General features: G+C 41.3%; 28 protein-coding genes. 26 read left to right on the top strand and 2 right to left on the bottom strand.

The features are described from left to right. Window positions 1-7 precede the first annotated feature (7 nt). The 24 genes from LC073_RS16040 to LC073_RS15925 all read left to right on the top strand — a co-directional run bounded on the left by LC073_RS16040 (window position 8) and on the right by LC073_RS15925 (window position 22,579). Window positions 8-1,126, top strand: coding sequence for a TyeA family type III secretion system gatekeeper subunit (locus tag LC073_RS16040; protein WP_226648326.1), 1,119 nt, complete (start codon window positions 8-10; stop codon window positions 1,124-1,126). Further along, window positions 1,119-1,496, top strand: a complete 378-nt coding sequence (locus LC073_RS16035; RefSeq protein WP_226648325.1) for a hypothetical protein — start codon at window positions 1,119-1,121, stop codon at window positions 1,494-1,496. Before LC073_RS16040 ends, LC073_RS16035 begins: the two co-directional genes overlap by 8 nt. A 453-nt stretch (window positions 1,497-1,949) precedes the next feature. Next, on the top strand, window positions 1,950-2,273 hold the full coding sequence (locus tag LC073_RS16030) for a hypothetical protein (RefSeq protein WP_226648324.1): 324 nt from the start codon (window positions 1,950-1,952) through the stop codon (window positions 2,271-2,273). After that, on the top strand, window positions 2,270-4,393 hold the full coding sequence (gene sctV, locus LC073_RS16025) for a type III secretion system export apparatus subunit SctV (RefSeq protein WP_226648323.1): 2,124 nt from the start codon (window positions 2,270-2,272) through the stop codon (window positions 4,391-4,393). Before LC073_RS16030 ends, sctV begins: the two co-directional genes overlap by 4 nt. Before the next feature lie 10 nt (window positions 4,394-4,403). Then, on the top strand, window positions 4,404-5,810 hold the full coding sequence (gene sctN, locus LC073_RS16020) for a type III secretion system ATPase SctN (RefSeq protein ID WP_226648322.1): 1,407 nt from the start codon (window positions 4,404-4,406) through the stop codon (window positions 5,808-5,810). Window positions 5,811-5,961: 151 nt separating this feature from the next. Next, window positions 5,962-6,429, top strand: coding sequence for a type III secretion system stalk subunit SctO (gene sctO, locus LC073_RS16015; protein WP_226648321.1), 468 nt, complete (start codon window positions 5,962-5,964; stop codon window positions 6,427-6,429). An 8-nt stretch (window positions 6,430-6,437) separates the two neighbouring features. Continuing rightward, complete coding sequence (locus tag LC073_RS16010) at window positions 6,438-7,991, top strand: hypothetical protein (RefSeq protein WP_226648320.1); 1,554 nt, start codon at window positions 6,438-6,440, stop codon at window positions 7,989-7,991. After that, window positions 7,988-9,040, top strand: a complete 1,053-nt coding sequence (sctQ, locus tag LC073_RS16005) for a type III secretion system cytoplasmic ring protein SctQ (protein WP_226648319.1) — start codon at window positions 7,988-7,990, stop codon at window positions 9,038-9,040. The genes LC073_RS16010 and sctQ overlap by 4 nt, the downstream gene beginning before the upstream one ends. Next, on the top strand, window positions 9,030-9,692 hold the full coding sequence (sctR, locus tag LC073_RS16000) for a type III secretion system export apparatus subunit SctR (RefSeq protein ID WP_226648318.1): 663 nt from the start codon (window positions 9,030-9,032) through the stop codon (window positions 9,690-9,692). The genes sctQ and sctR overlap by 11 nt, the downstream gene beginning before the upstream one ends. Window positions 9,693-9,743: 51 nt before the next feature. Next, a complete protein-coding gene (gene sctS / locus LC073_RS15995; protein WP_226648317.1) occupies window positions 9,744-9,998 on the top strand; it encodes a type III secretion system export apparatus subunit SctS in 255 nt (84 codons plus the stop codon). Between the two features lie 23 nt (window positions 9,999-10,021). After that, window positions 10,022-10,819, top strand: coding sequence for a type III secretion system export apparatus subunit SctT (sctT, locus tag LC073_RS15990; RefSeq protein ID WP_226648316.1), 798 nt, complete (start codon window positions 10,022-10,024; stop codon window positions 10,817-10,819). Then, window positions 10,819-11,868, top strand: a complete 1,050-nt coding sequence (gene sctU / locus LC073_RS15985; protein ID WP_226648315.1) for a type III secretion system export apparatus subunit SctU — start codon at window positions 10,819-10,821, stop codon at window positions 11,866-11,868. The genes sctT and sctU overlap by 1 nt, the downstream gene beginning before the upstream one ends. Before the next feature lie 31 nt (window positions 11,869-11,899). Next, window positions 11,900-12,367: a type III secretion system chaperone gene (locus LC073_RS15980; RefSeq protein WP_226648314.1), complete on the top strand. Its 468-nt coding sequence runs from the start codon at window positions 11,900-11,902 to the stop codon at window positions 12,365-12,367. Window positions 12,368-12,629: 262 nt separating this feature from the next. After that, a complete protein-coding gene (locus LC073_RS15975) occupies window positions 12,630-13,052 on the top strand; it encodes a hypothetical protein (protein ID WP_226648313.1) in 423 nt (140 codons plus the stop codon). Next, a complete protein-coding gene (gene sctC, locus LC073_RS15970; protein ID WP_226648357.1) occupies window positions 13,033-14,883 on the top strand; it encodes a type III secretion system outer membrane ring subunit SctC in 1,851 nt (616 codons plus the stop codon). Before LC073_RS15975 ends, sctC begins: the two co-directional genes overlap by 20 nt. Window positions 14,884-14,910: 27 nt before the next feature. Next, window positions 14,911-16,320: a type III secretion system inner membrane ring subunit SctD gene (gene sctD / locus LC073_RS15965; protein ID WP_226648312.1), complete on the top strand. Its 1,410-nt coding sequence runs from the start codon at window positions 14,911-14,913 to the stop codon at window positions 16,318-16,320. Window positions 16,321-16,597: 277 nt separating this feature from the next. After that, entirely contained in the window at window positions 16,598-16,846 is a 249-nt protein-coding gene (locus tag LC073_RS15960) for an EscF/YscF/HrpA family type III secretion system needle major subunit (protein ID WP_226648311.1), read from the top strand. Between the two features lie 8 nt (window positions 16,847-16,854). Continuing rightward, window positions 16,855-17,220, top strand: a complete 366-nt coding sequence (locus LC073_RS15955) for a hypothetical protein (RefSeq protein WP_226648310.1) — start codon at window positions 16,855-16,857, stop codon at window positions 17,218-17,220. Between the two features lie 12 nt (window positions 17,221-17,232). Next, a complete protein-coding gene (gene sctI / locus LC073_RS15950) occupies window positions 17,233-17,556 on the top strand; it encodes a type III secretion system inner rod subunit SctI (RefSeq protein WP_226648309.1) in 324 nt (107 codons plus the stop codon). Next, on the top strand, window positions 17,556-18,158 hold the full coding sequence (gene sctJ / locus LC073_RS15945) for a type III secretion system inner membrane ring lipoprotein SctJ (protein WP_226648308.1): 603 nt from the start codon (window positions 17,556-17,558) through the stop codon (window positions 18,156-18,158). The genes sctI and sctJ overlap by 1 nt, the downstream gene beginning before the upstream one ends. Before the next feature lie 12 nt (window positions 18,159-18,170). Continuing rightward, complete coding sequence (locus LC073_RS15940) at window positions 18,171-18,902, top strand: hypothetical protein (protein WP_226648307.1); 732 nt, start codon at window positions 18,171-18,173, stop codon at window positions 18,900-18,902. Beyond that, complete coding sequence (sctL, locus tag LC073_RS15935; protein WP_226648306.1) at window positions 18,881-19,501, top strand: type III secretion system stator protein SctL; 621 nt, start codon at window positions 18,881-18,883, stop codon at window positions 19,499-19,501. The genes LC073_RS15940 and sctL overlap by 22 nt, the downstream gene beginning before the upstream one ends. Window positions 19,502-19,786: 285 nt before the next feature. Further along, a complete protein-coding gene (locus LC073_RS15930) occupies window positions 19,787-20,263 on the top strand; it encodes a CesT family type III secretion system chaperone (protein ID WP_226648305.1) in 477 nt (158 codons plus the stop codon). Between the two features lie 273 nt (window positions 20,264-20,536). Next, a complete protein-coding gene (locus tag LC073_RS15925; RefSeq protein ID WP_226648304.1) occupies window positions 20,537-22,579 on the top strand; it encodes a hypothetical protein in 2,043 nt (680 codons plus the stop codon). A 383-nt stretch (window positions 22,580-22,962) separates the two neighbouring features. On the opposite strand, the gene LC073_RS15920 is transcribed toward LC073_RS15925, so the two are convergent. Beyond that, window positions 22,963-23,226: a hypothetical protein gene (locus LC073_RS15920; protein WP_226648303.1), complete on the bottom strand. Its 264-nt coding sequence runs from the start codon at window positions 23,224-23,226 to the stop codon at window positions 22,963-22,965. A gap of 50 nt (window positions 23,227-23,276) precedes the next feature. After that, window positions 23,277-23,600: a hypothetical protein gene (locus tag LC073_RS15915; protein ID WP_226648302.1), complete on the bottom strand. Its 324-nt coding sequence runs from the start codon at window positions 23,598-23,600 to the stop codon at window positions 23,277-23,279. A gap of 173 nt (window positions 23,601-23,773) precedes the next feature. Here LC073_RS15915 and LC073_RS15910 point away from each other — a divergent pair, with 173 nt between their 5' ends. Both LC073_RS15910 and LC073_RS15905 read left to right on the top strand, forming a co-directional pair. Further along, a complete protein-coding gene (locus LC073_RS15910) occupies window positions 23,774-25,060 on the top strand; it encodes a tyrosine-type recombinase/integrase (protein WP_226648301.1) in 1,287 nt (428 codons plus the stop codon). Window positions 25,061-25,560: 500 nt separating this feature from the next. Continuing rightward, entirely contained in the window at window positions 25,561-26,076 is a 516-nt protein-coding gene (locus LC073_RS15905) for a hypothetical protein (protein ID WP_226648300.1), read from the top strand. Window positions 26,077-26,085: the final 9 nt, after the last annotated feature.

Raw genomic sequence — 26,085 nt, 5'->3', positions numbered from 1 at the left:
TATTCTGATGAATTCTCAAAGCGGTCAGCCAATTGGAGTAAATCGCATTGTCGAAAAACCGACAGCTATTGACAGTGTGAGCAGAGAAATACAGCCTGCTCAAGCAGGTAAAACGATGTTTCAAACTATAAGCAATAGTTTGGAGGAATTCTCTTCATTTTTACATAAATATAAGAATTTAAATCGAAGTAGAGCAAAAGAGTCCCGCCGAGGCTTCGATGGCTTGGATGTAAAAAAGCTATCGAAATCAGCACTCAGCCAACATCAAGTCGGTAAAGTTAGTGAAGTTTCAGCTGCAATTAAACAAAATCGACATAACAAGTCGGAAGTGATTGAAGAAATTATAAAGTTTTCTAAATCAATTTCATCGGATATAACAGAGAAAGGACTTGCATTGCTATCTCTTAGGGAGCAGCTTGACGCTTCTAATGGGGCTGTTCCCGATATATCTGAAATATATACTGAGATCGATCGTCAGCTAGCTCCGATATCAAGGTCTTTGGAATTTAGAGCGGGTGTATTGTCCTATGGTGCTTTGGATGCCGCGAAGCAAAGAGGACTAGACGAACACCAATTGAGTGATCTCACCAAGTCGGGGCATTCAATTAGCTTTGGTAATATTTACAATGTGCTTTGTGATCTTAGAGAAAAATTCGGAGATCACTATCTTGATCTTGGAGTGGGTGAGCTATATAGGAAGCTTTCGTCACAATATCATGGTGGCGGCCGTAATATTGAGAGCTCCGAGCTCATCTCTGTAATGAGAAATATGAGTGAATTAAAGACCCTATTGGCATTACTTGATGCTTGCCGAGAGACCGCGAGACTACTTGAGCGCCCCGCGGCTGATGCAAATGCACAGAATAGTTTAACAAGCAGGCTTCTAAGTGAGGTCCTTTCTTTACAAAAGAAAAGCTGGGTAGAAAGTTCAGATGTTAGCAAAATGGCAAGTAATCTAAATATAAATAACCTAGCGAAACTGAATATCTTGGGTGTGCAAGCTAGGCATATAGTAAGTCTTGTGCCTGATCACATTTATGGTAACGCTGAACAAAAGGCTCAGTGTATTGAAACAATGTTTAAATGTACTGACTTGTTCGCCCAGAGAGAATCAGCATATGCCTAGCTGGATTGAAACAATACTGATACGCGTATTTTCCGCTTGTGGTATCGAAGTCGATAAACGACAGCTTGCTCAGAATTACCTTCAACTGGAATTTTATGATATTGGAAACCTTGAGTTAAACTTCTTCCCTCACGATGAGTCATTGCTCATTTCCTTGGGGGTAAGGCACCGAGTAGATGATGATACTATAGAGCATGTTCTGAAAGCCAATAAATACAGCAATCAGAGCCCATTGTCGCCTACTGGGCACATTTACGAAGATAAAATTGTTCTCAGGCTGCTAATTCTTAGAGAAAACCTGGATCTGATCAATTTTGAAATGGCGCTAAATAACTTCCGCCAAGTAAATCAAAGTATCTCAGGGTATTAAGTCATGTTGTCAGACAAGACTAAGCACATGCTAAATTTTCAAGGTGGAATCTCTAAGGTCTCGTATCTAGAGTACCAGTCTAAAAATCTGAAAACACCATCAGCCACTCGCATCATCTACTTTAACAATCACGCAGCTCCTTCGCATTTGTCTGAACTGTTCAAGCGTTCAAACGGTAAACGGTTATTGAGTAAGGTATGTGGCCCTGAAAAGGCTGAGCTGAAATCGTTTAACGTTTGCCAGAGTGAACGACAAGCTATGGAAGCTGTGAAATGGATAAGGAATTTAGAAGATCAGCTAGACACAGAACTAAGGGAGAAGTGTAAACAGATATTCATTGAGCTCGCGGAGCTGGAATTGAAAGATCAAGTTCAGAGAAATCTACTTAAAAGAGTTTGAGTTCTAAAGTGTCTACAAGTTTTATAAGACTAAGTTAGCGTTATGAGAGAATGGGTGCTCACACAAGCACAATTGCAACTTGACTATGCTGATGTAAATAAGGCTGTTGCTCTACTGTTGCTTATTGAAACTGTGTACGGAAAAAGTTTATCTACCGGGCTTATGTTGTGCAAAGCATGGATGTCTTTAAATGATCTTAAAAACCTTGAATCTAAATCCAGAGAGCTTCTGAAGACATACAACCTAAGTCGAGAGCAATCAGCCGCAATATATTTTTGCTTGAGTGAAGTACATTGGAAACTCGGAAACTCCGATGCAGCAAAATTAGCACGTAGAAATTATTTGAATTTAATTAATGAAGGCTCTTCTAGCAAATGAAAAATGTATTGGTTGCTTTTAGTCGGCGTGCAGACCTTGCCTTGGCTATATTGTTGGTCGCCATCATATTTATGATGATATTGCCAATGCCGACAGGTGTGGTAGATACATTAATAGCAGTAAATTTTGCTATTGCGGTACTCCTAATGATGCTATCTGTTTACATCAAATCAGCATTAGAGTTTAGCGCATTCCCCGCAGTACTGCTTATTAGTACTCTATTTCGTTTAGCATTATCGGTCACGACGACACGATTGATTCTTATGAATGGTGATGCTGGTGATATTATTACTACATTCGGAAATTTCGTAGTTGGGGGCAACCTGGTAGTCGGACTGGTTATTTTCCTTATCATCACTATTGTACAGTTTTTAGTCATTACGAAGGGTGCTGAACGAGTTGCTGAAGTGAGTGCTCGGTTCTCCCTGGATGCCTTGCCTGGCAAGCAAATGAGTATTGATGGTGATATGCGAGCTGGAATGCTTGATATTGAAGAAGCAAGAGATCGGCGGGAATCATTAAATCGTGAAAGCCAGCTATTTGGGTCAATGGATGGCGCGATGAAATTTGTTAAAGGAGATGCAATAGCAGGTCTTATTATCATCTGCGTCAATATCATAGGTGGAATTTTAATCGGAACTACCCAGCACGGAATGTCTACTGGTGAAGCCCTGGAAATGTATTCCATTCTCACCGTAGGCGATGGGTTAATAGCACAAATTCCTGCGCTCTTTATTTCGATGACCGCTGGCATGATCGTTACACGCGTGACGTCAACAGAAGAAGAGCTAGAGAGTAAAGATATAAACCTGGGTACGGTTATAGGTTCTCAAATTACAGCACACCCTCGTGCACTATATATGTCATCCGCACTTTTATTTGGATTGGCTTTGATACCAGGGTTTCCTACTGAAATCTTTATTGTATTGGCAGTATTGATTGGAGGAGGCGGTTTCCTCTTAGCGCGACTGGCCTCTAAAAGTAGAAACCAGGAAGGGAGTCTACCAGAAATTTTGGCAAAAGATGGAGCCTCTGCTTCTGCTGCAACAGCAGAAGCAAAAAGAATGACATCCCGAACAGCCGCCAGCGGCAGAGACGAATTCTCTATTACAGTGCCCCTTTTAGTTGATGTCTCGGTTGATCTTGAGGGTGTTTTAGATGGTACGGAATTGAATGCAGAACTAAGTCGTGTACGGAAAGCGCTCTACTTGGACCTAGGGGTGCCATTTCCCGGTGTTCACTTACGATTTAACGAGAATCTTAGTGAGCATGAATACTACATCCTGAATCAGGAGGTTCCTGTAGGTCGTGGAAGGTTAGCACCGGACTGCGTTTTGATAACTGAACCTAAAAATCAACTATCGCTGTCGGGTGTTGAATTTAGTGAAGAGGAGAAGTTTTTGCCAGACATCGAAAGTTTGTGGGTAAGCAACCAGCAAATTGAAATACTGGATACTAATCATCTGTCCTATTTTTCGTTCAATCGCATCATTACCTACCATCTAGCCTATATTCTTCGGCGATATGCAGAGGAATTTATTGGAATACAGGAAACTCGTTACTTACTGGAACGGATAGAGCCGCACTTTGGCGAGTTAGTCAAAGAAGTTGAGCGAGTAATGCCCATTCAGCGGCTTAGTGAGGTATTTCAGAGACTGGTCTCAGAAGATATATCCATTCGAAATTTGAGGGTTATTTTAGAAGCACTAGTTGAGTGGGGGCAGAAAGAAAAGGATGTTGTGCAGTTAACTGAGTACGTGCGTAGTAGTTTAAAACGTCAGATTTGCTTCAAGTATTCTGGGGGCAGTAGCACGCTTCCTTGCTACTTACTTGATCAGGATCTGGAAGATAGTGTTCGTAGTGCCATTAGACAAACTTCAGCAGGCTATTATTTAGCTCTAGATCCTTCGGTAACAAAACGATTCACCGAGAAACTCGCTGTATACACCAAAGATAGTTTACAGATGGAGAGGAAGCCTGTTTTGCTTATTGCCATGGATATACGTCGTTATGTAAGAAAGTTGATAGAGACAGAATTCTATGAGCTTCCTGTAATCTCTTTCCAAGAGTTAACAAAAGATATTAATGTTCAACCAATTGCACGTATATCGATAAGTTGAAGATACAGCTGTGACCGACTTAGATTCAAAGTATAAAACCACGTATGATATTCAGGAAAAGCTGAAATTGTACTTGAGTGACACTGAAAAAAAATGGATAGACAAAACACATAAGCTCCATAGGGCCATCGCTGAATGTAAAAACATGAGGATGCAGGGGTGGGTAAATAATGTGTCTGGCACCATAATTAAAGCGCAAATTTCGGATGTTAAAATTGGAGAATTATGTCGACTGGTCTCACCTGATGCTAATAAGCCTTTGTTGGCTGAAGTGGTTGGGCTCGATAAATCCATTGCATTACTATCACCCTTGGGAGACATCAAAGGAATTTCCAGTAAGACCGAAGTTATTCCCACCGGCCGTAGCCACGAGATAGAAGTCGGTAATTTTTTGCTCGGAAGTGTCCTTGATGGTTTGGGAAATCCCATAAGGAAAGGAGAACGATACGATAGTGACCACTCTGATCGTTCACGGGTGACAGTTACTGCTGATGCTCCAGATGCAATGGCTCGTCAGCTAATTAGTCGGCCAGTTTCCCTGGGCATAAAAGCTATTGATAGTATTCTAACTTGCGGAGAAGGTCAGAGAGTTGGAGTTTTCGCTGCCGCAGGCGGAGGAAAAAGTACGCTACTTTCTATGATTATCCGAAACGCAGATGTCGATGTAATTGTTATTGCATTAATTGGTGAGCGTGGGCGGGAAGTTCGGGAGTTTATCGATCACGATTTAGGCTCTGGAGGGCTTACAAAAGCTGTACTAGTTGTTGCCACATCCGATAGGCCGGCAATGGAGCGTGCAAAAGCTGCATTAGTAGCGACGGCTATTGCAGAGTTTTTCCGGGAGCAGGGGAAGAGAGTGTTATTACTTATGGATTCCGTAACACGATATGCTCGTTCTTTGCGCGAAATTGGACTAGCTGCAGGAGAGCCGCCTACCCGGAGGGGGTACCCACCATCAGTTTTTGCTGCCTTACCTCAGTTGATGGAGCGTGCGGGAAATTCTGCCAGGGGTTCAATTACTGCTTGCTACACCGTTCTTGTCGAGGGTGACGATATGACGGAGCCGGTTGCTGATGAGACGAGATCAATTTTAGATGGACACATTATACTGTCACGGGCTTTAGCGGCCGCCGCTCACTTCCCTGCTGTGGATATATTACTAAGTGCGAGTCGTGTAATGAACAATTTTGTAACACCTGAGCACAAATTTGCAGCAATGAAATTAAGAAATCTACTAGCTAAATATAAAGATGTCGAACTCCTAGTACGTATTGGTGAATATCAGCGTGGCAATGATCGGATGACTGATGAAGCCGTTGATAGGATTGAAGAAATAAATGATTTTCTTAGGCAAGGTACACATGAATCTATCCCATTTGATGCCAGTGTAAACCAGCTCCTAAAGATGTTTCCATGATTTCATAAGGATCTGAGAAAGTCCATAACCTGAAGGTTGCTGCAAAAAACTAAAAGAAAGGGCTTTCTTCTAAAAAAAAGTACCTAAAATATAAAGAAAGTTTTTGAGCGGCCAATACAATGTCAATCCGTCAGAGGGTGAGTAATCACACATGGCTAGTCTAACTCGTGTTATGGAGATCAAGGAGAGAAAGCTCGACGTAGCCAAGAGAGAATATAGGCAAGCTGTTAAAGAGGTACAGCTTAGAGAGCGAGAGTATTCATCTGCGAAGAAGCAATATATGAGTCACAGAGAGTGGCGCATTACTGAAGAAGCGAAAAGGTATAAGTCGATTATTGACCAGGTTGTCCAATCTAAGCAGCTGGATGAAATTCGCTCATCAATAGCTTCAATGTATGAAGAAGAAGCTAGCCTGAGTATGAAAGTCCTTGAAGCGGAAAAGCAGCTTGAAAAAGCGCAAAAAAAAAGAGATGGCTGCCATGATTATCTTCAGCAATGTATAAAAAATGTTGAAAAATATGAACACATCATTAACGAAATTTCCGCTTCTGAAAAAATCGCAAATGAGAGAGCTGCGGAAGAAGCTATGGATGAGTTTTCAAGTACTTTGAAGAGGTAGTATTACCGATGTCGACTGAAATTACCGCTAAAAAAAATACTATTTCGACAGTTATGGACATATCCTCTGTCTGCTTCAAGGTTGGCCAAAAAGAAAGCGCTAAATGGTCAGACTCTGAATTATATAGTAGTGAAGTGGATTTTCAGAAATACATCGATATAGATAAAGCTGAGCACCAAAGTGGTAGCGATCAGCTTAACTGGGGTGGTAAGTTGGCTATCCATATTGAGAATATTATAAATGATCTAAATAGTAAGTTAGAGGACGTAACCAACTTTAGTGCTACAACTAACTTATCATTCATAATTCCTAATAATTTCTCATTAGAGAGTAAATCTATTCAAAGTGGCTTTCAGCACCATTTACATTCAGAATACAAGACTTCGGGACGGATAGAAGATGGAAGCCGACATGCCATACCGCCAGTAAACCAACCGCTGGCTAATGGATTATTAACTTCTCAGTTAAGCCGACTAAGTGAAGAAATAATTGGATCAGACACAACCGCCCCCCAACTACTAAATAATGGCATTAATGCTACCGATGTTGATAAAGAATTTGGGTGTGTAGAGGTACTACCTGAAGCTCAAGATAATAGAAAAGTTGTAATGCTGAACGGCACCAATAATGTACATTCTGAGTTGGGGACTTTACAGAAAATCGTACATCCATCTGTCGATAGATTATCTGCTTCTCAGCTAAGTTGGAAAAGTCAAACAGTTAGACCTGAGTCACTCGTTGCTCAAGCACTAGAGAGTGAAATTGACACTGCTGGAGTTGATATAAAAATCGGTCGCACTGAGACGGTACCTGTAGCCAGATACGATAACGAATTAAGAACTCAGAGTCATGCCAATCACCACGTTCGCTCAGTTTCTGTCGAAAAAGAAGAGAGTAATAACGCGCAATTAGAATTCACTCATATCGATAATGAGGTATCGGGCCATGGTGATAGATTGCTACGAACTCAATCGACTACAGCTTCTTTGAACTTAAAGCTATTTAGCGGCGTATACGGTCTGCACTCAGACTTCGGGGATTCAGAGCGAATTGAAAATGGAGATATATATGCCGCCCAACAAGTCATACTTCCAACTACCGATAGGTTAATTGCTTCTCAATTAAGCAAGCTAAGTGGGCAGAAATTGAACTCTAATTCATCGGTGCTCAATTCGCTAAATACCGAAATAGACACTGTTGTAGCTGATAAAGAAATGGTGCGTGCAGAGATTCTTATTAGATCGCTACATGATACCAGAGTTAGTATTAGCTTACATGAGGGAGCATTGACAATACATTTTGATAGCGTTGCTAAAGGACTTGATTTAGCGGATACGCCCATATTATCAGAGCTTAGAAGCATGCTGGAACAGAAATATTCACAGCTTCAAGTGTCGGTAACAACCGCAGGTAACGTCAATTCCGATTTCGAAGAGGATATAAGTGGTAGCTCAAGACAAAATGGTGAAAATAATCCTCAGGGTGAAAATAGCGAATCTCGACACCAGTCTGATGACGGGACGGATATAGAAATTCTACTGGATGACGGATTGATGACATGAGTATCGACGAGCTTCCTTTGCCGCAATTTACCAGGCAGGTGATTGATGCCCAGAATATCATCGTTAGTAGTGAAATTGGTTTCCGGCTAGGAACACATGGTAACACTAATCGACCAAATCTGAATGTGTTGTCAAATTGCTTTACGAGTAATTTACCGAATAGAGCTTTAATCCTTGAGATATGTCCGCAAAACCTCTCCACATACTGGAAGTTATATATTGGTTTGGGAGATGCAGGCCTATTGCTCTCAAGCTATCTCCATATGGGCCAGATATCAGAATTGCCAATCGAATTGGTTTCTGCAGCATGTGAGCTTTGGTTTGAGCAGATTATAAGTGAGCGTGAAGAACTTAAAAGTTGGCAGATAACGAGCGTTAAAATAGCAGATGTTGACCCATGTAATATAAATTATGACTACACCTACTTGTTTGAAGTAAATATAGAAGGAAAATCAATTTATGCTTTTTGTATAGCAAATATTGATAGTCTGGCGTCACTGTTTGAAATATATGGTCAGAAAAGGAAGCGGCACTTACTAATTAATTTGCCAACCACCTTTTTGGTTGGTCAAGCGCACTTGGATATTGAGGAGCTAAGAAGTCTTAGGTCGGGTGATATCGTACTAGTAGATAACTCCAGTTTTTTTAAGGAAGAATGCCTGTTGCTGGTAAACCGACAAGCAATTTGGTCGGCTCAACTTAATGAGACTAATGTTAAATTAATAGATCCCTGGAATGTACTGATGGAAAATGAATTGAAGGACTCTGTCAAACCAGTTGGCAATGCAGATAATGCGGAAAGTCCAGAAGATTACGTGAAACAATTAAATAACGTATCTTTAACTCTAAAATTCGAGTTGCCTGGGAAGGAAATGACCATTGAAGAGATTCAATCCCTCACAGAAGGTTATACATTTTCATTAGATGATTCGGCTTCTAGCGAAATTTTAATATCTCTTAATCACTCCCCATTAGGTAAGGGCAAGTTAGTCAATATAGAGGGGCGGTTGGGCGTGCAGATTATTAGATGGGGCAGAAATGGGGATTAGTTTTTTAGGTGGACAATTAGACCACATATCAATTATTTTAGCGCTTGGTGCTTTAGCTTTAGTGCCTTTTCTTGCAGTAATGGGAACATCTTTTGTAAAAATTGTGATTGTATTTTCGCTACTTCGCAATGCTCTAGGTGTTCAACAAACCCCTCCTAATATGGCGCTATATGGTGTGGCACTAATTTTGACTTTGTATATTATGGCGCCTATAGGTTACGATATACAGGATTATCTAGATGCAAACACCCATCTAACCGGGTCATCAGAAAATTATAAGGAATTGTTTTCAGGTGCAGTAAAGCCGTACGCTGCATTTTTGCACAAAAATACCACTGAAATTGAGAAGACCTATTTCCTAGATACTGCTCGGGAGATTTGGCCAGAGCGTCATGCCGAAAAAGTTACCGAAGATAGCTTACTGGTCCTAATGCCTGCATTTACTGTTAGTCAGGTCACAGAGGCATTTAAAATTGGATTTTTAATCTATCTTCCATTTTTGGTAATAGACTTAATTGTGTCAAATATTCTTTTGGCGATGGGGATGATGATGGTGTCTCCAATGACGATCTCGCTCCCATTCAAATTATTATTGTTTGTCGTTCTCGATGGTTGGACAACTCTAACTCACAGTCTTGTGATGGCCTATTAGTAACTTACCGAGTTCAGGTGTGATTAACATCGTAGCGATGGATGATTGATAATGGATATTAGCGATCTTATGATGCTGGCTCAGGAGGCGATGATGCTTGTATTGATATTATCCCTTCCTACGATCGTAGCTGCTTCATTAGTGGGAACCTTGGTTAGTCTTATTCAGGCGTTAACACAAATCCAGGAGCAAACACTAGGGTTTGTGTTAAAGCTCGTAGCTGTGATTTTCGCGCTGCTGGCAACGGGAAGTTGGATGGGTGCTGAGTTGATTAATCTAGGGGCAACAGCGTTTAAGAGTATTTGACATAGTGAAAAACCATAATTGATATGGATCTTGACTTAGATAGCCTGGAAAAAATGATTCGGGCATATATTTTGTCGTTGCCACGTATATACCTAGTATTTACGGTTCTTCCTATGATGAGCAAGGGCTTTCTGGGAAGTTCAATGATTCGTAATGGTATATTACTCAGCCTGTCCCTCTTTATCTTCCCTCTGACTGAAGGAAGCTTGTCTGAAGACTTGGGAAAAGTGGGTTATATTTCAATTCTTCTGAAGGAATCGGCTATTGGTCTGGTTATTGGTGTAGTGGTAGCAATTCCATTTTGGATAGCAGAAGGAGTAGGTTTTCTTATAGATAATCAGAGAGGGTCTACTATGTCAAATATGGTAAATCCACTGTTGGGTGATGAAACCTCACCTTTAGGAGTTTATCTTAGCCATTTGCTAAATACATTTTTTATTATGAGTGGTGCGTTTTTGCTGATGATGGGTGTGATTTATCAGAGCTATGTATATTGGCCTATTGGTAAAATGTTCCCTGATGATTTGACAGGTACTGATGTATACATATTTTCGCAGTTAGATTTTTTAACCAAGTCGATAGTTGTTTTTTCTGCGCCGATCATAATATCTATGTTTTTGGCAGAATTCACGTTGGCTCTAATTAATCGATTCTCACCACAGCTAAATGTTTTTTTTATGGCTATGCCCATTAAGAGTGCGGTTGGGATCTTCGTTTTGGTTATATATATTCATTTGCTTTTAGGTAATATAGATAATGTAGTTTCGAATACGTTTGAAGATATGCAGTATTTTATGCAGCATGTGTTGGGGGAGGTCTAATGACATCTTCAAAGACAGAGCCGCCAACGCCAAAGAAGATAAGAGATGCTCGTGAAAAAGGACAGGTTGCAAAAAGTAAAGAAGTCGTTTCACTTGTTCTTTTAGTTTCTGTTGCTGGCTATTTTTGGCTTTTTGGGGAAGATATTTTTCTCAGAATTAAAAATCTGTTTCACGATCCTTCAAGATATATCGATCTTCCTCTCAGGCAGCTATTTTTAAATGCCTCAATAGAGGCATTCTATATCGCGTTTAGTATCCTAGCCCCAATATTAGCTGTCGTATTTGTTTTTGCTATTGTATCGAATGTCATGCAGACTGGTTGGATATTTAGCAGTGAGACCATAATACCAAAGTTTGAGAAAATAGGTCTGATTAATGGTGCAAAGAAAATATTCAGCGCACAGAATGCAATGGAGTTTATTAAATCCCTTATTAAAATTATAGTTCTCACTTACGTAGCATGGTATGTATTAAAGGATAACATCCAGTTATTGATGCAGATACCTGTTTGTGGTGCGGAGTGCGCCATATATATCACCGGTTCACTAATGATGAAGTTGATATTGTATTGTCTGGCAGCATTTGTATTTTTGGCGGGGGCTGACTTTGGTTTGGAAAGATTCCTCTATTTTAAGAAGCTTCGAATGTCCATTGATGAAGTTAGAAGAGAATATAAAGATACAGAAGGTAATCCTGAAATAAAGGGGAGAAGAAAAGAGATTCATAGGGAGTTAATGAGTGAGGAGGTTGTTAAAAAAAGGGTTTCGCAAGCGGATGTATTGATTACAAATCCAGTGCATTTTGCTGTAGGAATACGCTATGACCAACAGCTATCACTGTTGCCGTTTGTTACAATAAAAGGTGAAATGATTTTTGCTAAAAAGCTGCGAAATCTTGCGATAAAGAATGGAATCCCTATTGTTGAAAATGTACCCTTAGCAAGATCGCTGTATGCAAAAATAGACTTAGATCAAAAAATTACAGATGAGTTCGTAGAGCCTGTAGCTGATATTATTCGTTGGCTGCGATCTCAGGATATACAAACCTAGATTAATATTAAAAAATACAAGAGAGTTAATTATGAAACTAGATTTCTCGAGATTGATACAAGAGTTGGCGGTAAATCTACAGCAGCCCCTTATGGATCAGATTGAAGATGCATGCCGAATATCATGGGATAATATTGATATGCATATTTATTATCATGAGGAGGATCAGGGTGAGCTTGTTATCATAACAATAGACATTGGTGAGATTCCTCATGGTCAAGAGGAGCATTTTGCAACATTAATGTTGCAGGCGAATTACTTATGGATTGCTAGTGAATATGCAACCCTATCACTAAATCCTGAGACACAAAAGGTAGTACTATGTGACAAAGAGAAAGCAGAGGCTATAGAAATTGAATCATTCACAAGTAGAGTAAAGGCACTATATCAAGCCGCTATCTATTGGCAGGGAGTCCTTTCTAGTAGCCCCAGCTCACAAAAAGCTGATCAGTCACTTGAAACTATTAGAATGGAAAACGATTTTGGCATAAAAGTATAGGGGTAACAACCTTCAGGCAATTTTCGGTACGTTTTACCCTTGATTTTATATTGAAATGAAAGTGGGGGCAGGATAAACGTGAGCGGTTGTAGGTGACTTTATCAGGGTTCTATCGATGTAAGTTTTTATATTGCTTTTAGATAAATAGGCATTTTCCTAAATGTCTATTTTATAAAAATAATCGGCTGATTTTGAAAGAAATTTTTCTTTACCATCGGTATGGTTGTTGCCCATAGCGACCTTGCTTGATACAGGGAGTGACATGTCACTACAAGACAAGCTATCTACATTGTGCTCGGAGATTCATGTGCCTATGACTGCTATGGGCGATGATGAATCTTACACGTTGAATTTTGATTCAAAGTTTTCGATAAAATTTCTTGAATATCGAGGTGGATATGTGTTGCTCAGCTACGGCTTGGGGTTAGTTGTTGAAAAAGAGTTACGCAGGCAGTTTTTGATGGAGGCCATGAGAAAAAGCTATGCTTGGAAAGGGTTAAAACTATCTTTGATTTCTCGAGAAGATGGCGGCTTCGGTATTCAAAGCATAATGCCAAATAGTGTTTCTTTTAACGATTTTTTTGACATTACAAACTACCACTGCGGATTTTGTGATCTGTTAGTTAATCAAATGCCTATTCATCAGATAGCTAAGTTTGAATATCGTGAATTTATTACGCCATAGTTTTATTTTTTTGATGGCAATAGTTTTTTTTCACCCTTTTGGTGGGGCGGATGCCCAGACTCTTATAGGGGAGCCATTTGAATTTTATGGTGAAGAACAGCCGCTCAGAGATGTTCTGACGGCGATTGCTACACATTCGCGCCTCGGGGTAGAGATAAATGAAAGTATCGATAGTGATTTTAGCGGGTATTTACTGAAGGCTAATAGCAAGGAAGCGCTTGACTTCCTTGCCGGCGCATTTGATCTGGTATGGTACTTTGATGGTGCGACATTATATGTCGATCCAATTAATGAAATGGAAAGCAAGCTTTTCTTGCTGACCAAGGTTGATTCATCTCTCCTAAAGAGGACAATGCAGGAATTATCGATTTGGGATGATCGCTTTGAATGGCGTTCTTTAGGCGCAAATGGGATTGTTATGATATCTGGACCCCCTAGGTATCTCGAATTGGTCGATAAGACAGTGGAAATGTTGAATGAGCGAGTTTCCGCTGAAATAAATGATGAATTAGTTATTCAAATTTATGGGTTAAAATATGCATCTGCTATCGATCGTAAAGTTACCGCTAGAGATCAAGAAGTTGTGCTGCCTGGGGTTGCGACTCTTCTAAGAGGCCTGATCGGTTCCGATTCGGCACCAGAGGCTACCACTGGCAGGAGCGTTTCCACACCTCGGCGTGATGAAGCGCTAGGTGACAGTGAGTTAGCCACTAATCAGCCTTTAAGTCGCCGTGCGGGTAATATTTTACAAGAAAGCCGAGACTCAGGCTATTCTAGCGGTGCATCCCACCCACATGCATCGGTATACCCAGATCCCAGTACTAATTCGGTTATTGTTCAGGATTATGCATCAAGGCTTCTTTTATATGAAAATCTTATTGCTCAATTAGACAGACCTCGGGAACAGCTTGAAATCAGCTTGGTTATCATTGATCTTACAACGAATTCATTACGGGAGCTGGGTGTTCATTGGAATGTTGATGCCGTTAGTAAAGGGAGTGGTCTCTTAGATTTGATTTTGCCCGGAGATTCGCTAATTGATAACAGCCTATTCACTCAGACAAATGCTGACTTTTTGGCAACGGTAAGAGCTTTAGAATCTGAGGGTAAAGCTCGTGTTACTTCCAGGCCCGCAGTGGTAACTGAAAATGGCACGGAGGCCTTACTTGACAATAATGAGACATTTTTTGTTCGAATTCAAGGTGAGCGAGTTGCGACTCTTGAGCAAATTACCTTTGGTACGTTATTAAAAGTCGTACCTCGTGTGGTTGAGGGGGCATCGCTAATGGGAGACAAGGCTCTGATTAGCCTTGACGTGGAAATTGAAGATGCTAATCGCTTGGCGGATGGCGGAGTTGATTCGATACCATCTATTAGAAATACGTTAATTAACACACGATCGTCAGTGCCAAATGGTGGATCTCTACTTATTGGCGGGTACTACCGTGAAGCGACAACGAGTAATACTGAAGGTGTGCCTTTTTTGTCAGAATTGCCTTTACTTGGGGGGTTGTTTAAGCGAAACGATGACACTCAGTCTCAACTAGTAAGGCTCTTTATGTTGAGTCCAAGAATTTTGCCAAATTCCCTGTTTGATTCTCAATTTTCACACAAAAAAGAGAGTCTTGAGGACGATCACAGGCTTGATAAATTTTCTAACGTATCTAACTATAACCCGGATATACACAAATTAGGTTTGACCGGACTTTGCGAGTCAGCTTTGGAAGCCAGGCAAAGACGTAACAGCTTTAGGTCCGCAAAGCTATCCACGCGTATCGTTCCATGTGAGGATGCCGATGGAGAATCTTATCGAGTGGTAACGATAAATTAACCTTAAACTGGAATATGGCGCAGTATAATGAATCGGTGGAAGCTAAGATTTTTAAATAGCGAGCATTATGGTGCTGAAGTACCGCTTCATGAGAATATGGTGCTGGGTAGTGATGAAGAACGCTCAGATTTGGTTCTTAAGCCTAATCTGGCTAGCGATCAGTTTGTTATTCTTAAGCCTGATGATACCGGTGTAAAATTAGAAGTTTGTGAAAGTGATATCTCGGTCTTAATTGATCATAATATATTTTCTCTCGATGAGTATCTGCCAGAACAGAAGGTTATTTTCGTTGGTGATTTGTGCTTCGCCTTGCGATCTGAGTCAGATGATTGGGAGGAGGAAATCTTAAATTTTAAGATTGATAATTCTGAGACTCGAAGCTCCGTATCGGAGAATGAAAATTTAGCCAAAGAGGCATCTAAAAAGTTTGGAAGGAAGTCGTTGGCTCTGGTGACTATGGGTGTGGGCCTAATATCCTATGGGATATACCATTTTGTTGGTCAGGAAAGCGTCGACTCTAATCTGGCGTCTGCAGATTATTCTATGGAAAAAGCGGACGAAGGTAGTGATATATCTGCGGCGAACCCAAGCTATGGACCTATATCTGAGGAAAGTAGGAGGCTATCTGAGCTCCTCTCATTAAGTGAGTACAAGGAGCTTTCGATTAAAGGAAATATTAAGTCTGGAAACTTATTGGTTTCTGGATATGTAAAAGATGATGTCCTTTTGGCAAGGTTACATTCTCAGCTTGAAAAGATTTCTTCATCAATAACCACAGATGTTTTTAGTATCGAAAAGATGCAACATTCGGCACGTTTGATACTTTCGAATTTGGGATTGGTTGCAGAAAATATTAAACAAGGGAGCAAACCTGGGCACTTGGTAGCAATGACGGATGGAGATTTCGCAAAATCCTGGGAGCAGGCCAAGAAAGTACTGCTTTCAGACATCCCAGGTTTAAAAGGTTGGGATGCTATTCCAACTCGGGAATCTCAGCCTCTCGAACGTATTAAGGCAATGCTTTCTAATTACCCGTTTTCTGCTTCATTAGTCTATGAAGACAAGGGCGATGAGATAATAATTGTTGGCCGGCTTAACACAGAGGAAAGGCGACTACTTGAATCTGTTATATCCGATTTTCGCACAAGAGTGGGGGAGCGCCCTAGACTGGCTTACGTTAGTCCTGGACTTCAGAAGCAACCACGAACACTATCAGATTTTGGAATTTCTGCCGTTCGCTCTGGTTCTACACCTTATGTAGTGTATAAAAATGGTAAGAGGTATTTGGTAGGAGCCAGGCTACCTAATGGGGTTAACCTGCAAGCTTTTTCCGAAGGTGAGGTTACATTGACCCGTGGTCAAAGATCCTATACGTTAAGTTATGAGGATTATAGGCAAAAAAATCCAAGTACCGAATACAGCTTTTTAACCAATTGATCTGGTTTTAATAATGATAGATTCAGATACATATAGACATAGAAATACAACCAGTAGTTGTATTTTGGATTATTTGAATAATCAGCATCGCTATTGGGAGAGCCAATTGAGATTACCTCAAGCACCAGCTGATTTTCAATCTGTAAGAAGTCGACTAACTGCAATAGAAAGTGCCCAGATTATTGTGAAAAGGCTGGGTATCGAGTATTTGGCGCAGTAGAAAATTAATAGTAACGCTATAATTTATAGTGAATCGTAATTAAATGAGGAAGTTATAATGGCTTATACACCAATCGATACCAGTTTCTCTATCGAATCTGCTTCAGCTGTGTTGTCTCCAGCCGCCAGTCAGGTAAGTACAGAAATGAATACGCAATCGGCAACTTTAGCCGCAAATCCCGATGATCCGGCAGCATTGGCGAATTTCAATGCATCTGTGGCAAAGTGGTCAGTTGTTATGAACGTTGTGTCCACTATCAATAAAGTTGTCAAAGATGCATCTATGTCGATAGTTCAAAAAATGTGAAAAAAGAAATGGAACTGAATAAAGCGCTGGCTGAGATCGCAGTTAGTGGTCTCTTGGAAGGCATGATTGACGAATCTGACAGCATTATCAGCATGTTGGAGGCGGAGTCCGTCAGTGATATTTCCAAGCTGAGCTTGCGTTCATTATTGTTTATTTACAGTGATAATATTAAGTCAGCGATAGATCTACTTGAGCCTTGGTGTGAAGAGCATAGCGATCAGTTAGATACACCCCATAGTTATCTAGCTCTAGCTTTGTGGCGATCCGGCAGGGTTGAGGAGGCTGAAAAGCTTTGTCATCGATTGATAGAATCCTCTGCTGATTGCGCAAGCAAAAAATTGGCTAGAGAAATTTGTACACAGATAGGAGAATAGTAAGGTATTAATATGGATGCAGTTTCTGGTGTTCAGCCCGTCGCATTTGACTCGCCCCTTTCAGATCCGGGTGGATTTTCTCAAAATCATGATGACGTTTTGACCTCTGAGGCCACCCTTGGCGATAAGTTTTTTCAGATTATTTCAGATACTAAGCAGGAAATCGGAGCTAAGACGAATGAAATTGAGTCTGCTCTAAGAGTTGATGAAATCAAGCCTGTCGATTTACTTAGGTTACAGTTTGAGATTGCAGAAATTACTATCCAACAAGAGCTAATTAGTAAAGGTATCTCAAAAAGCACGCAGAATGTCGATACCTTGCTCAAGGCACAATAATGTTTAGTCTGCGAATTTTATTGATTGTTGCATGCGTCTTAGTCTCTGCATGTAAAGTAGACTTATATACCGGACTTGAAGAGCAAGAGGGTAATGAAATGCTTGCTTTGTTATTGTCTGAGGGAGTGTCAGCCAGTAAGGCCGCGGGCAAGGGGGGGAGCATCACTTTACTAGTTGAGGAGTCTCAGCTTACCCGAGCAGTAGAGTTGTTGTCCAGGCACTCATACCCCCGAAAGAAGTACGCAACAATTAATGAAGTTTTTCCTCAGGGGGGGTTGATACAGTCGCCAATGGCGGATAGTGCTCGTTATACATTTGCCATGTCTCAGGATATTGCTTCGACTTTGTCGAATATTGACGGTGTCCTTACTGCCAAGGTTCATTTGGTGCTTCCAACTGAGGAAGGGAGTAAAAACTCAAAAGCTAGCAATAAAAACACTCTGGTTAAAGCTTCTGTATTCATCAAATATGATAGTAGGGTAGCAATGAAATCTTACATTCCACAGATAAAGGCAATGGTTGCGAATTCAGTAGATCAGCTTGATTATGAAAATGTAGCAGTTGTTATATTTCCTGCTATTTCCAACTATTCCGATATTTAATATTGATATTTGATGGCAACTATAAGTAAGAAAGAATACAAGAAGGAGCTACAAGATCCGATATTTTTGATGTGGCTCAAAATGACTTATTGCCCAGTCAAGTGGGTGCATGCGAGTCGCTTGGAAAGCTTGTTTGAAGAAACTCCTGCTGAGCTTCTAAATAGACCATGCGCGCAGATACTGATTAGGCGTCATTTAGGTATAAGTAACCTTGATTGGTCATTTTTTGATGTCCCACTAACAAAGCTTTTGTTTGCTTCGCCAGAGGCTCTGAAGCGCATCATGTTGATGATGGGTTATTTGTGTCTTGATATGAAGTTGGACCATATCATTGAGCGGACAACAAGACATGATTTATTCACTCTATTACCTCAAAATACTTTACAAAATCTCGAAAATTTAGCACCTTTTCTCTTGCGCAGTCGCCCGTCAGTTTTTGATCAAGTCAAATCCAAAGTTAACTTTTCTAATTTTTCGATATCGAAAGCTGATGTTTTTATTGAGGTGGGTGAAGTTGTTTTTTTCAAAACTTTGTTTTACATGATATCTCGATTATACGAAATGCCAGGCAGGGATTTGTTGGAAAACTGGAAGACGCTTTATAGAATGAGGTTTCCAGAGCAAGAAACACTCGAATTAATTGATGAGTGGCAGTTGGATCCGGTAATCGATAATCAGACCTGCCTTTTGACAGGTAAATTAGTGAAATATTTGGAGCCTGAATGCGCAGCTTTGTTGAAATAGTCCCTGATTCTATCTGCATTCATGCGGATCAAAAGATCATCAAAAAAGAGGATTATGCGATATATCTAAAGTCCCAGGACATTCTTGCTCGAGCTGAAGCATCGGCTTCTGAGATAATCGCCAATTCCGAGGCGTCAGTAAAAGCGGGGTATGACCAAGGTTATAGAGATGGGTTTGAGGCAGCACATTCTGAGCAAAGCGAAGCAATGCTTTCGACGCTCCAGCTTTGTAGAAAGTTTTTGGATTCTCAACAAGATGAGATACTACAGCTTGTTAAGCTTGTACTTCAGAAATTTCTTGGCGACCTGGATAATGATACGCAGCTAATTAAGCTTATCGAAAGCTCTGTAGCGGTTTATTATAATGTTGAAACCGCTAGGTTACTTGTGGCGCCAGCTCAATTTGAGCAAGCAAAGCAGAAAATTATTGAACTTTTAAAAGAGTATCCCACCCTGGCTAACTTTGAAGTGGTTTCCGATGAAAAAGTGGCTCTTGGTAGTTGTATTCTTGAAACGCCAATAGGAATACTGAACTTATCATTGGAATCTCAGTTATCTGTAATTCAGCGCTCACTTGAGTCGCATGTAGACTTTATGTAAGCCGTATTCGTAGATTTTTCTTTTAGCGCCTGTTTGCAGTTCGGTTTCGTTGAGTTGGTGCCGCCTTTCTGAAACCACTGCTATCTTAAGTTTTAATTCATCAGTTTAAAGTTGAGCGTTAACGGATAGCTTATACTCCGTTTCTGGCCTAAAATAAGATAAAAATACTAATGCCTCTTAGGCAGAAATATTATGTTCATATAATTGTTGGATACTATATTTAGTGTCGAGGTTCCCCTTTATTGAGCAGGGTCGATGTTAATTTTGTATCTTAAGAGTGGCATGATGCGTAATATTTTTGATGATTATATACGTGAGTTGGGGCGTAGGATAGGTATTTATGACCTTGCGTTAGATGAAAATTCTCGATGTGGGCTTGCTACACCACAAGGCATGCTTATCACCGTTACTGTCGATCAGGATAGTGATAGTGTGATTTTTGAAGTCGATATTATGAGTTTGGATTCTCCGGGCGCAGCACGTGAAAATCATTTGCTTAAAATATGTATGTGGAACTATGTGAATTTTTCTCCAGGCCATCCAGTTCTGCTGGTGAATGGAATTACCGAGGTTGTAAATTTGGTGGGGATGTTTGATTTTTCTAGGGCAGATTACAGTAACTTTGAGGCTGAGTTAAGTCGATATATTGATCTTGCAGAAAATTGTCGTAGTGAACTCTTATTGGCTGATTCGATGGCTAATTCATCTTTGCAGCAAGATGACTATGCCTTAATCGATAGTGGACTTTTACTGAAGGCTTAAAAATTAAGGTGTCATTTTATGTGCGGTCCCGGGTCTGTATCCAATAAAAATACCAATGAGAGTTCTCGATCTAATAAGGTGTCAGAAAAGCCTGTTCCGTCTAATTTGAGAAACCTAGGTAACAAAACGAGTAAAACAAAGTCGACTTTATATCGATCTGAAAAAGTGGTCAAGACTCTGAAAGAGCACCATGGGTCACTGGTTAGACAGCTTAGGCCTGTTGATACTAACAGTTCTTTTTGGGCTGAGCGCGGCAGAGTTAATTCCAAGAGATTGGCGGAAATATTACCGCTATTACCTGGGCGTGGTATTGATTTAAGGGATTATACAATTAGTAGTATAGCTAACGATGGAAAAATAAACTCTCAAGAGGTTCGGGCAAATATCCCGCGCCGCAGCAGGGTTTCGAAGCTTCGCAATCGTGTTTTGAAATGCTTTACTGTATTTAAGCCAGATACTGTAAAGAATGCTGCTAAAACGGGTCAGAATATGATGCGCGCGAGTAAAGTTTCAGGCTCAAAGAATGAGGTTGAAGGTAAAGTTGAAGATCAGATTGATACTACTCTCAATGAAAAGGTAGTGCCCTCAGGCTTTGATAGCGCGACTACAAGTGTGGGGGTTGTTGAATATCTTGCCGGCATAAGAAGTTGTATTAAACTACTAATGAATAGTGCCTCTGAGAAGGAAAGAAAGTCCAAATCAGTACTGGTTCTTGATAGATCGGTTAAGCGAGCAAATGCCTTATTAAATCGAAAGCTGGAATTGCTTGGAGAGCTGGACGCGTATGAACAGGTACCCCAGCAATATCAGTTAATCAAAAAACAATTGGACGACTTGGATAAAAAAATAAAGGGTATTTCTCTAAGGATAATATCACTTAAAAATAGTGTCGATAACTCTGATGTGGAACTTGGAGGAAGTACAGAAGAGACTATTGCTCGGGTAAAAATAGTTAGGTATTGCTGCAGCATTATCGGCGCCTCCCTATCTGTTGCTGCAAAACTCACGCCTGAGGGTAATGCAGTTATGGTTGCTGCTTCTGCGTTTGGGGTATCCGGAGGGGCACAGACACTAGCGGGTATTCTAGATGCAATTTCTTTGAAGTCTGCGTTTAAATCTTCCATGCGTTCTGAGCGTCTGAATTCAAGTTTAACCAGTAAAATACGCAACCTTAATAATGGATTAAAGGAAGAACGCCAAGCTATTTCTGTTAAGAAGAAGGCACTGGAGGCAGCTGTGAAGCGGCTTTCGAAGGATGATTCGAGTACTGAAAAGGCCATTTATCAGCTATTGAGCGGCCGTATTGTTACAGAATCCTCTAGTCAGGTGATTGATAATTTATTAAGTGACCCGGATTTCAATACCGTGAAAAATCTATTTAATGATTTGATGTATTTTTTCACGGCAATGGGGCGCAAGCAGGAACAGATTGAACTGCTGCAGGCAATTCTTAGAAAACAGCCTGGTTTTACCAGTAATCTTTTAAAGCCCTATTCGAAAGTAATGACTACTGCTGGATATATGTCAGGTGCGGTTGCAGGCTCTGCCTCTCTCGCAATGGTTTTCGGGGCCGGTGGAGCCGTTGGTGTTGTAGCCGTTGCTTCACCTGTTGGTCTTGTGTTTGCGGCAACTGGCGCAGCGGCTGCTTTGGGTATAACAGGATTAAATTCTTCCATTCAATTTGTGGACAATAGAAGAGTGTCCGCTGTTGTTAATAATTTTGTGGGTAAAGGCAGAAAGATCAAGCTGAAGTTGAAAGAAAGGATGCCCGAGAAGCTACAAGCTCAAAATTTTGTGCGGAGCTCACAGAGTACTTCTAATTCGGAGGGAGTATCTGGTTCTACGCAAGGAAAGGTTTCAGGAAATGCTGCTGAAGAAGTAGTCGCAGATAAAGAGGCAAGACTCATACAGAGTGACTATGGTTTGGCCCATCAGGACTTATTTAGCTCGATAACCGAGTCAAACATGTTACCAAAGGTAATTTCGGCTTCACCCAGGGGTGTTTTGGATAGAGTTTTTGATCAACTCTGCTTGGAGTTTAGTGATATTCTCGATGACGATAAATATCTACCGGATGTCGGTATTCCGAATAGTCGATTGACAGCTGTTAGGATCAACAATCCAATTAAGCAGCATGAACACTATGAGGAAATTTGGCAAAAATCTTTGACGGTAAAACTCTTGAGAGAGGTACTGAGCCCCATAATGAAAGAGGACACTTTAGAGCATGCGATTGAAGGTGTTTTAGAGGCGGCTCGAGTGTGCCAGGTTAATGTGGCTAAGGGTATTTTGGCGAAGCTTATTAATGTTACATAATTTGGAATAGTTCATTGGGTGTTTGACTGTTCTTGGGTAAACCAACCGTCTTTTAGCACCTAACTTTTATCAAGAAGCATCAAACCCATGTGTTCACGTAATGTATTGGAAGAGTAGGGGCCACCTTTCTGGCTAACAAAAAGAGGGGAGGAGGACTTTAGCTTCTCTCCTTTACCCAGTTACAGTGCCTGATATTAATTTACAATATTGCGAAGACTCGTATCAACCATCGAGAGATTTCGTAATTTCCCTTTTTGCTGTACTTCCAAATATCCGAAGAGGAGCGTGGGCCTATTGATAAGGAGACCACTATAGGAACTCCGGAAAACCTAGTAAGGCCGGATAAGGACTCCTGAGCCTCATTATAGGGCAGGGCGGCAGTATTACCGCTTCACCTTAACCCGCTTACTGCGCCCACTTTCATGGCGCTCCCGCATGTAGGAATCAATGTAGCAATCGGTTGTAGCCATGCTTGCATGGCCCGCGTCATCGCGGACATGCTCACGGGGACGGTACTTCACATCTTCAGAAATACCCGTATGGCGGAGGCAGTGCACAGTGGCTGCCTTGAGATCTTCAGCGTCTTCCCTTAAGCTTTCTTCAACCATCCGTTGGTGGGCAGCATCAAAGCAGTATTGAACAATCAAGCGGACCTGTCGGGTACTGATAACCGGTCCCTTGCCACGGGACTTGTGTACTATTGAGGTGTCTGCTCACTGATACTGGGCAGAGTAGGGAGCTGCAAATAGTTTCTATAGCGCTTCAAGGCCTTCAACATTTGGTCGCAAACAGTGATCGCCCGGCCTTTGTTTCCTTTACCCGTAACGTGAAACCACCAGTTTCCGTCGCGATCTTTCTTGAAATCACCCATAACGGGTGCCGATCTTTCATCCGCAACCAACTCAGAGATTCGCAAATACATAGCGAATAGGGCGTTCATAATGAATAAAGTTCGCTCGTGATCAGTTGGTGATGTCTCGGCCATGATCTCAGCAGTTTCCAGGACATAGTCCCACTGCAAGTTAACGTTGCCTGGCTACAGTTGTAGCTGTAAAGAAATAGCACATAGACTCAAGAAGACGAGACCCAGGGTGGCTAAAATTTCCAATAGTGTCTACTATTGGAAATAAGGTATGGTACAATTCCTCACAGTATCTAAATCAATAATTTCGATTTTTAGCAACCAGGTTCTTTATGTCACAGCGCTTTGATGCGATGCCACTTTTTGATTCCTATCGTCCTTTTTACGCTCTTGATCGAGGAGAATTATTCTCAGAAGATGCTCCTGCAGTGAAAAGCTTTGTACAGTCAATGACTAGTTCCGTGCCAGAGGCCATTACTGATTACCTACACGTAAAAGACTTTCTTTGGAGTAAATGTCGACGCTCAGAAGCAACTTTCAACGCGTTTAGGAGCGAATCTGAGCGTTTTTTGTTATGGGCCTGGTGCATACACTGCAAGTCAATTGCCATGATGAAAAAGCGAGATATCGAGGCTTACATCGATTTTGTCGTCAACCCACCAAAAAGTTGGATTGGAACACAGATATATCGAAGATTTTCGGTCAATAATGGTTTAAAAGAGACTAACAAGGATTGGAGACCATTCGTAGCGAAGCTCAGTAAGGCTGAACGTAAAGAGTCTCTTAGGAGTGCTTCCGTTACAGATATCAAACCAGATACTGGTGATTATGCTCTTGCGCAGAAGTCTTTGAGAGAAGTCTTTTCAAACCTGAGTGTGCTGTATAACCACTTAGTTGAAGAAGACTATGCATTCGGAAATGTAATTGCAGCCGTCAAAAAGGCATCCCCCCATCTAATTATCGATGTATCAAACGATTCAGTTAAACGTTTGTCTGCACTGCAGTGGGAGTATGTTTTGGAAAGTACCCGGGCAAAAGCTGATGAAGATCCAACCTGGGAGCGGCACCTTTTTATCGTTGCCAGTATGAAGAGTCTTTATTTACGTGTTAGTGAATTGTCATGCCGGCCGAAATGGAACCCCAAGATGGGGGATTTTTACCGGGAGGAAGATGACTGGTGGTTTATTGTATTTGGAAAAGGAAACAAAAAGAGAAAGGTTAGCGTACCGGTTGATTTTTTAGACTATTTACGGAGATATCGTATTAGTCGTGGGCTGGACGGGCTGCCGGCAGTTGGCGAGTCATCCCCCCTACTCCACCCAATTCGTAAACATAACCCAGGGCTACGCGCACGAACAATCGCGATATTAACTCAGGAAGCGTTTGACCTAGCAAGTGAAAAGATGGTTCAGGATGGCTTTGAAGATGATGCAAAAGTCCTCTTAGCTACTTCTACACATTGGCTTCGTCACACAGGTGCATCAATGGATGTAGAAAGTAGAGCTCTTAAGGATCTGTCGGCAGATCTGGGACATGGAAAGTTAAGTACTACTGATAAAGAATACGTCCATGCGGATGATAAAGAGCGGGCAGCCTCTGGAAGAGCGAGACGAGTTTGAAAGCATGTAATAGATCAAAAATCTGCTACTCAAAGTACGCCCTACCCTAACCATGAGGTCCTTTTGAGCGCGACCATCCATCGAGGAAAGATGGCAATGGCCACTGCCCTTTAATTGCGTTTCGTGGTGCCATGAAACCCCATATATTACGGGATTTTACATCGCAAACATCGGTCGCAGCCACTGAGCAATTTCTATGACTCATGATCTACCAGCAAGATGAGTCATAGAAGCCCGTTCTATGACTCGCTCGCGTGTTAGTGTCAGTCGTGGTCAGGTTATGCTTCCAAAGACAAGTAAGATTGGCTGCAGGAGAAATACAAAAACCCTCTCAAAAATCACCATTCGCCTTTTCTTCCTGGCATCTTCAGTCAGCACCCTTCAATCCATACTTAGTGATAATTGTCTCTGCGGTAGCCACTCATTGCCATTACAATGAGCAGCGTTAAATCGCTTATCTGCTCACAATTATTCTGGAACATTGAAGGGGAATTGCCTTTATGCTGGCCACTCACAAGGATGCGGAAGAACGGTACACCAAACTCAGGCTTGCGGTTCTGGATGAAATCAATAAGGATCTTCGTACAAGTCAACCAAATTTAAGAGCAGCTCTCATTGATCAGTCTGCATTGTCAGAATCTAAACGCTGGAAGTCATCTACAAAACGAAGGGTAGAATGGAACTGGACTGAAGGCTATAGCGTCTTCCGATACCGCCATCCGAAGCGCTTTGAGATGGCGCTTTGGAATAACAAGCAGTTGGCCAGTTTAAGCTTGGGGCGGCCCACTTACCAAGGCACAAAGCTTCGCCTCGACTTCATCGAGGGTAATCCAGACAGTGCGAAGGATATCCGTGTATTCGAATATACCTTTCTTGCCATGGCAGGTTATGCTGAGGTGTTAGATGCCAGTGAACTGCGCGTTATGAATCCGATTAATGCAAGCGTACGCCAATACTATGAACGATTCGGCCTAGTGTACGTCCCAAAAGGTGACTACCTGTTTGTAAGGCTATAGGGTGCTGTC

Origin of the sequence: Microbulbifer variabilis, from assembly GCF_020524905.1 — a bacterium.
GTDB classification, from domain to species: Bacteria; Pseudomonadota; Gammaproteobacteria; order Pseudomonadales; family Cellvibrionaceae; genus Microbulbifer; species Microbulbifer variabilis_A.
This window is presented reverse-complemented; position numbering and strand designations above follow the sequence as displayed.